This is a genomic window from Chloroflexota bacterium (genome assembly GCA_026389585.1).
Lineage (GTDB): Bacteria > Chloroflexota > Dehalococcoidia > UBA2247 > RBG-13-53-26 > JAPLHP01.
In genome coordinates this window covers 23173-29659 of the sequence record JAPLHP010000082.1, presented here as the reverse complement: position 1 = coordinate 29659, position 6487 = coordinate 23173, and the positions used below count along the sequence as shown (strand labels likewise).

Sequence of the window (6487 nt, the reverse complement as noted above, 5' to 3'; positions counted from 1 at the left end):
GGAGACGGAGAAGTTCACCACCTACTACGGCTATCCCTATGATACGGACGGCACCAATGCCTCTGTAGGGTACTTCCTGGGCTTTGATGTAGCGGCCACCCCGGAGGGCCGGAAGGCCAGGGAGCCCCTCCATGACGGCACCGTCTCGCCGGTGCAGGGTCAGGACAAGAAGGGACCCAGCGCAGTGCTCAAGTCCGTGAGCAAGGTGGACCCGCTGCTCTCCTGCAACCACCTCTTCAACCAGAGGTTTGCCCCCCATTTCCTGGAGGGGGAGAACCGGGAGGTCTTTGCCAACTACCTCAAGACCTGGGCTGACCTGGGGATACATCACATCCAGTTCAATGTGATCGACCCCGGGATACTGAAGGATGCCCAGAAGCATCCCGAGCAGCATGCCGACCTCATCGTCAGGGTGGCGGGCTATGCCGCCTACTTCGTGGACCTGACCAAGTCACTCCAGGATGATATCATTGCTAGAACGGAACATGCTTTCTCATAGAAAGAAAAGAAACAAATCGAAGAAAGGGGTCTAAATTCAATGGAACTGAAAGATGTACAGGCTATTGACACGATGTGCCGTGCGGGGTATGCCGGTATCGTTACCGAGGAAGAGTGGAGGTATGTGTGGGGTTTCTATGAATCCCAGGCCTGCGTCAAGGGCACTTTCGGTGGGGTACTGAAGAAACTGGGTGTGCCCGAGAAGGACGGGTGGAAGGTGGTTGCCTCTTCATACAAGCCCTCGGTTGCCGAGATGATCAAGGAAATGGATGAAATAGGGGTAGAGAAAGCCTTCGTCGACCAGCAATTTATCTGGTCAAGGCGTGAGAGCAAGCTAGTGACTGGTTTCACCATGGAGCGAATCGCTGAGTTGGTGGATAAGGGCAGGGGGAGGATAGTCGGTGGCGCCGGCTACAATCCCTTCCGCATTGAGGAAAGCCTCAAGGATCTGGAGAAGGCAGTCAAAGAGCATGGTTTCAAGTATGTCTGGTTCCACCCCAATAGCTTTGGCGTCAAGGCCAGTGATGCGAAATGCTATCCCCTGTACGCCAAGTGTGTTGAACTCGGGATACCAGTGACTTTCCAGACGGGGCAATCAGCCGAGCCTCTGCCGAGTGAGATAGGCCGCCCCATGTACGCTGACGAGGTAGCCATGGACTTCCCTAATCTTATTATGGTGCTTACCCACACCGGCTGGCCCTGGATTGATGAGTGGATTTCTATGATCTGGAGACACCCCAACGTGTACGGCAACATCGGTGCTTACTTCCCGTCGGGCCTCCATAAACCCACCATCGAGTTCATGGATGGGCCTATAGGTCGTGCAAAGGTTGTCTGGGCCACCAACGGATTCGGATTGACCCGTTGCAAGAAAGAGTTCGTGGAGTTACCCTTAAAGGACGACAACAAGAAAAAAATCCTGCGCGACAACGCTGTCAATATTTTCAAGCTATAGCCGCGCGTTTTCGCCCGACGGACACATATAGAAAGCGGTTTCGAGTCCTCGAAACCGCTTTTTTCTTTCTATCTCTTAGCCACACTCTGCACGAGTCACTATGCAGAGCCCGATCAACCTTACCGGATCTCCATTAGCTGCACCAACACCCCGTGGCATTCCTTAGGGCGGAGGAAGACAAACTTCGCCAGGCCTAAAGGGGTCTTCTCCTGGACCGGGGTTTCCTGAATAAACCGAACGCCTTTTCCTTTTAGTTCGGCAATTACCTTTTCAATGTTCGTTACCCTGAAAGTCATATGTTGTAAACCTTCACCGTTTGTTTCGATGAATCTGGCTATTGGCCCATCAGAACCAGTTGGTTCTATCACCTCAATGAAGAAGTCTCCTATAGTAAAGATGCGATACCTCATCTGATAAGGTTTGTATGCCACAACCTCTCCAGGGATCAATCCCAGAGCATCGGCGAGAATGCCGCTCACCTTTTCAAGGTCTTTTACTGCTATACCAACCTTCATTAACCCTTCTATTCCCATTCATCACCTCATGGAACTGAAGTTCCAGGCCATTCAGTGGTTATACCTAAAACTCCTGCCTGCCCTCCAGAGCACGAGCCAAAGTCACCTCGTCAGCATATTCCAGATCGCTGCCAAAGGGGAGCCCCCTGGCGAGACGGGTAACCTTTATCCCCAAAGGAGCTACTAAGCGGCTGATATACATCGCGGTGGCTTCCCCTTCCAAATTGGGGTTGGTAGCCAAGATGATTTCTTTTACCAGATCATTCTTAAGACGGGCCAGAAGCTCCCTTACCTTGAGGGCCTCAGGGCCAATTCCCTCCATTGGAGACAGGACACCATGCAGGACATGGTATAAACCGTTGTACTTCCGGGTACGCTCCAAAGCCAGTATGTCTAAGGGCTTTTCCACAATACATATGCTGGTATGGTCCCGCTGTCCATCTTCACAGATAAGACATGGGTCAGTCTCAGTGATGTTCTGGCAGATAGAGCAGAGGATGACCCTCTCTTTTACAGCTATAATCGCTTCAGCCAGGGCCCTGGCCTGCTCTTCTGAAGCCCGCAGCAGGAAGTAAGCTAACCGCTGGGCGCTTTTGGGGCCAATACCCGGCAGCTTGTATAGCTCCTCGATCAAGCGGGACATCGGTTGCGCAGTAGGAACAAATTCAATACCCAAAACCAAACCTGCTTATCTCTATCGCTATAGACCCGGAATCTTGAGACCTGCCGTCAATCCGCCAAGGCGTTCCTGAGCCAGTTTCTGGGACTTTTCCATAGCATCATTTATGGCTGCCAGCACCAGGTCTTCCAAAAGACCAACATCCTTTGGATCCACCGCCTCAGGAGAAATCTTGACTGATAGAAACTGTTGTTGCCCGCTAATGACAACAGTCACTGCCCCCCCGCCAGCGCTCGCCTCTACTTGAGCACTGGCCAGCTCTTCCTGAGCTTTAGCTAACTTCGCCTGCATCTCCTTGACTTGGCGCATCAGGTTTTTGTTCATTTGTCTCCTCCCATCAAAGACGAGCCTTCAACTACACTGGTGATCCTGCCACCCATTTCCAGAGCCGCCTTGACCAGGTGCCCCTCGGTGGCTTGCTGCTTAGCCTTTGGTCTAAGAATACAACGTACCTTACTGGGACTGCCAAATTTCTCACTCAGCTTCCTCTCCACCATACTGCAATACTTCGGATCCTCAATCCTCTCTTTGTGAAAGGGGTAATAGAAAGCCAGTACCAGGGTATCGCCCTCAACAGCCACCGGTTCACAAGCACTTCTCAAGAAGGCATCCAGGTTACCGCCGGAACCTACGCCTCGCAGCGTATCCACAAATTCACTCCACTGACTTATGACGCGCTCAACCTCAGACTGCGGTGCTGTAGAAGAGACTTCTTTCTCGACTGGTTCAGCTTTGGGAGCAAGCGTGGTCGACTGAACTGAAATCTTCTCCCCCTCACGCGATGTAGCCCTTTCTACTGCGGCACCGGCTATTCCCTTCTCTCTGGATAAAATGCACTCCACCAGCGCCAGCTCCAGAGGCAACGAGGTGTAATCTTTAGAACGAAGGTCAATTTGCCCGAAAAGCTTGAGGGCCTTGACAATATCTTCTACCGACACCTTGCCCGTCAAGGTCTTCATCTGGGCCAGATCTTCCACGGCAAGATCGACTGAGGCTTCCGCCCCGGACTTGGCCAAAAGCATATTCCTCAGATACTCGACTAACCCCCGATTGAATTGCAGCAGGTCAAGTCCATCGCCCACAACGCTATTTATGGTTGCCAGCCCGGCAGTAATATCCCCGTTCACAATGTGTTCGATCAATTCCCTGATTCTGAAATCAGTGGTAACACCCAGCATATCCTCAACCTGGCGGACATCAATCTTGTCACCATAATAGACAACCAATTGCTGCAGCAAGTTCTCAGCATCACGAAGACTGCCGGAAACGCCCTTGGCAATAAGCCCCAGACCCTGTGGCTCTATAGAGATGCCCTCCCCTTGACAGATATGCATCAACTTGGAAACCACTGCATTGTGAGAGAGCCTCCGGAAATCAAACCTCTGGCAGCGTGAGAGAATGGTAGGCAACAGCTTGTGCGGTTCAGTAGTAGCCAGGACAAAGATCGCATGAGCTGGCGGCTCCTCAAGGGTCTTCAGCAGAGCATTTGAGGCATCCGTGGTAAGCATATGGACCTCATCAATAATATATACCTTATATCGAGCGCTGTTGGGGCTGAATTTGACCCTCTCCCGAAGCTCCCGAATGTCATCGATGCCCCTGTTACTGGCTGCATCGATTTCTATCACATCCAATGCGCTGCCCTGTGTGACGGCTCGGCACATCTCACAGGCATTGCAGGGCTCCCCCTTGCCATTATTGATGCAATTGATCGCCTTGGCCAGAATCCGCCCGGTACTGGTCTTCCCCGTGCCCCTGGGCCCACAAAACAGATAGGCATGAGCCACGCGGCCACTTTCCAGGGCATTGCGTAGCATCCTCGTGATATGCTCCTGGCCAACGACCTCAGCTAATGTTTGAGGTCGCCATTTACGATAAAAGACCTTGGATTCCATAGCCATGCTATTTTCCTAAATCCTTCCCAACCTCGGACAACACGCCCTTCTCCAGTGCCCTCATCCTCCGCCCCCTTGCCGGTTCATCGTGATCATAACCCAGAAGATGCAGCACGCCATGGACAACCAGCCATGCCACCTCTTCGCTCACCTCACGACCATTCTCTTCAGCTTGCTCCTGCGCTCGAGGATAGGATACCACCACCTCGCCAAGATGAGCTATACCGTCAGGTGGCATTATGAAGGAGGGCGAACTATCACCACCACCCCCTTCAGCAAGTGCAAAGGATAACACATCGGTGGCTTTGTCTACTCCACGATATTCTCGATTGAGCCTTCGTACGGTTTCGTCGTTGGTAATAAACAAGCCTAATTCGTAATCAGTATCAGAGTGCTGAGCACCATGACCAAGCGAGCATTCGACTAATCGACGCAGCCAATCCTTCTTAAAGTGTTTCTGAAACCCTCTGCTAATTCGAATATCGAGTTTCATCTGAAACTGCCGCTTCATGAAAACCTAATGAGGTTTCAACGCCACCTGCAGGGCTTCTCTAAGCGAATCAATAGCTAGAACCTCCATCCCAGAAGGGGGGGTAAGCCCGCTCAACGTAACCTTGGGGCCAAGGCAGCGAGTGAATCCCTGCCTTGCCGCATCAGCAAGCCTGCGCTCCATCTGAGGAACACCTCTCACTTCGCCACTTAGTCCTAATTCCCCCATCACCACCATATTGGGGTCCACTTCTCTATCGCTGAAGCTGGAAGCAATGGAGAGAGCGACCGCAAGATCCGTAGCAGGCTCACTGGTTCTCAAGCCGCCAACTACATTGACAATTATATCCTGATTGGATAATTTCAGCCCAGTTCGTCTCGTAAGTACAGCAACAATCAATGAAAGACGGTTGAAATCTATTCCATTGGCAGTGCGCCGTGGCAAGCCAAAACTGGTAAAAGTGGTCAGCGCCTGTACCTCCACCAATAAAGGGCGGGTTCCTTCTAAAGTAGATGTTATGGCTGAGCCTATGGCCACCTGTGACCGCTGAGATAAGAAAACCTGGGATGGGTTATCTACCTCCACCAGGCCCCGATCCCTCATCTCAAAGATGCCCACTTCATTGGTAGAGCCAAAGCGGTTCTTGACTCCCCGTAACAATCTATAAGCATTAAGGGACTCCCCTTCCAGGCATAAGACCACATCAACTATGTGCTCCAAGACCTTTGGCCCTGCAATGGCCCCTTCTTTGGTTACATGGCCACTTATAATCAGGGGAACTGCTGATGGCTTGGCCCACTGCATCAGTCTCAAGGTACATCCCCGTACCTGCGATATGCTGCCCGGTGCCCCCTCCAGATCCCTGAGGTAAACCGTCTGAATAGAATCGATAACCCCTAGGGCAGGCGATATCTCCTCCATTCTTTGAATAATGACTTCCAGATCAGTCTCAGGGAGAAGGTAAAGCCTTTCACCCTTTATATCCAGGCGATCTGCCCTTAGCTTTGTCTGATGTAATGATTCCTCTCCTGAGGCATAAACAACCTTACCACCCTGCTGGGCGATCATTGCTGATATCTGGAGTAGTAGCGTCGATTTCCCAATCCCGGGATCACCGCTAATGAGAACTAGAGAGCCGGGAACTATGCCTCCACCAAGTACCCGATTTAACTCGCCAAACGGAAGGACAATGCGGGGCATCTCCCCGGCAGCTACCTGAGATAGTTCACAGGCAGGAACTCCCGCTGATGACACGGTACTGGCCCCTTTGGAGGAACCTGCCCGGGTTTCTATGAAGGTGTTCCAGCTCTGACAGCTGGGGCAACGCCCTAACCATTTGGGATTTTCTCTGCCACATTGCTGACAGACGAAGACTGTTTTGTAGGATATGTCCACTAACTGCGCCTTCTAAAAAGGGGAGCGCTTTGCGAGCTCCCCTTCCGGCTTTCCATGGAC

General features: G+C 52.0%; 8 protein-coding genes. 2 read left to right on the top strand and 6 right to left on the bottom strand.

Translation table 11 applies throughout. The features are described from left to right. Together NTZ04_07440 and NTZ04_07435 are read left to right on the top strand one after the other, a co-directional pair. Positions 1 to 499, top strand: a 499-nt coding sequence (locus tag NTZ04_07440; GenBank protein ID MCX5992138.1) for a hypothetical protein, incomplete at its 5' end; no start/stop codon positions are given. Between the two features lie 39 nt (positions 500 to 538). Then, the gene (locus NTZ04_07435; protein MCX5992137.1) at positions 539 to 1453 is read left to right on the top strand and encodes an amidohydrolase family protein; all 915 of its coding nucleotides are present in this window, start codon (positions 539 to 541) and stop codon (positions 1451 to 1453) included. 119 nt (positions 1454 to 1572) lie between these two features. On the opposite strand, the gene NTZ04_07430 is transcribed toward NTZ04_07435, so the two are convergent. From NTZ04_07430 to radA, 6 genes are read right to left on the bottom strand one after another with little or no spacing between them, the layout of a single operon-like run. Next, a complete protein-coding gene (locus NTZ04_07430; protein MCX5992136.1) occupies positions 1573 to 1986 on the bottom strand; it encodes a VOC family protein in 414 nt (137 codons plus the stop codon). Positions 1987 to 2032: 46 nt separating this feature from the next. After that, complete coding sequence (recR, locus tag NTZ04_07425) at positions 2033 to 2611, bottom strand: recombination mediator RecR (protein MCX5992135.1); 579 nt, start codon at positions 2609 to 2611, stop codon at positions 2033 to 2035. A gap of 57 nt (positions 2612 to 2668) precedes the next feature. Beyond that, positions 2669 to 2971: a YbaB/EbfC family nucleoid-associated protein gene (locus NTZ04_07420; protein MCX5992134.1), complete on the bottom strand. Its 303-nt coding sequence runs from the start codon at positions 2969 to 2971 to the stop codon at positions 2669 to 2671. Continuing rightward, on the bottom strand, positions 2968 to 4548 hold the full coding sequence (gene dnaX / locus NTZ04_07415; GenBank protein MCX5992133.1) for a DNA polymerase III subunit gamma/tau: 1581 nt from the start codon (positions 4546 to 4548) through the stop codon (positions 2968 to 2970). The genes NTZ04_07420 and dnaX overlap by 4 nt, the downstream gene beginning before the upstream one ends. Position 4549: 1 nt before the next feature. Then, on the bottom strand, positions 4550 to 5053 hold the full coding sequence (gene ybeY / locus NTZ04_07410) for an rRNA maturation RNase YbeY (protein MCX5992132.1): 504 nt from the start codon (positions 5051 to 5053) through the stop codon (positions 4550 to 4552). Positions 5054 to 5059: 6 nt separating this feature from the next. After that, positions 5060 to 6427: a DNA repair protein RadA gene (gene radA, locus NTZ04_07405; protein MCX5992131.1), complete on the bottom strand. Its 1368-nt coding sequence runs from the start codon at positions 6425 to 6427 to the stop codon at positions 5060 to 5062. Between the last annotated feature and the right edge of the window lie 60 nt (positions 6428 to 6487).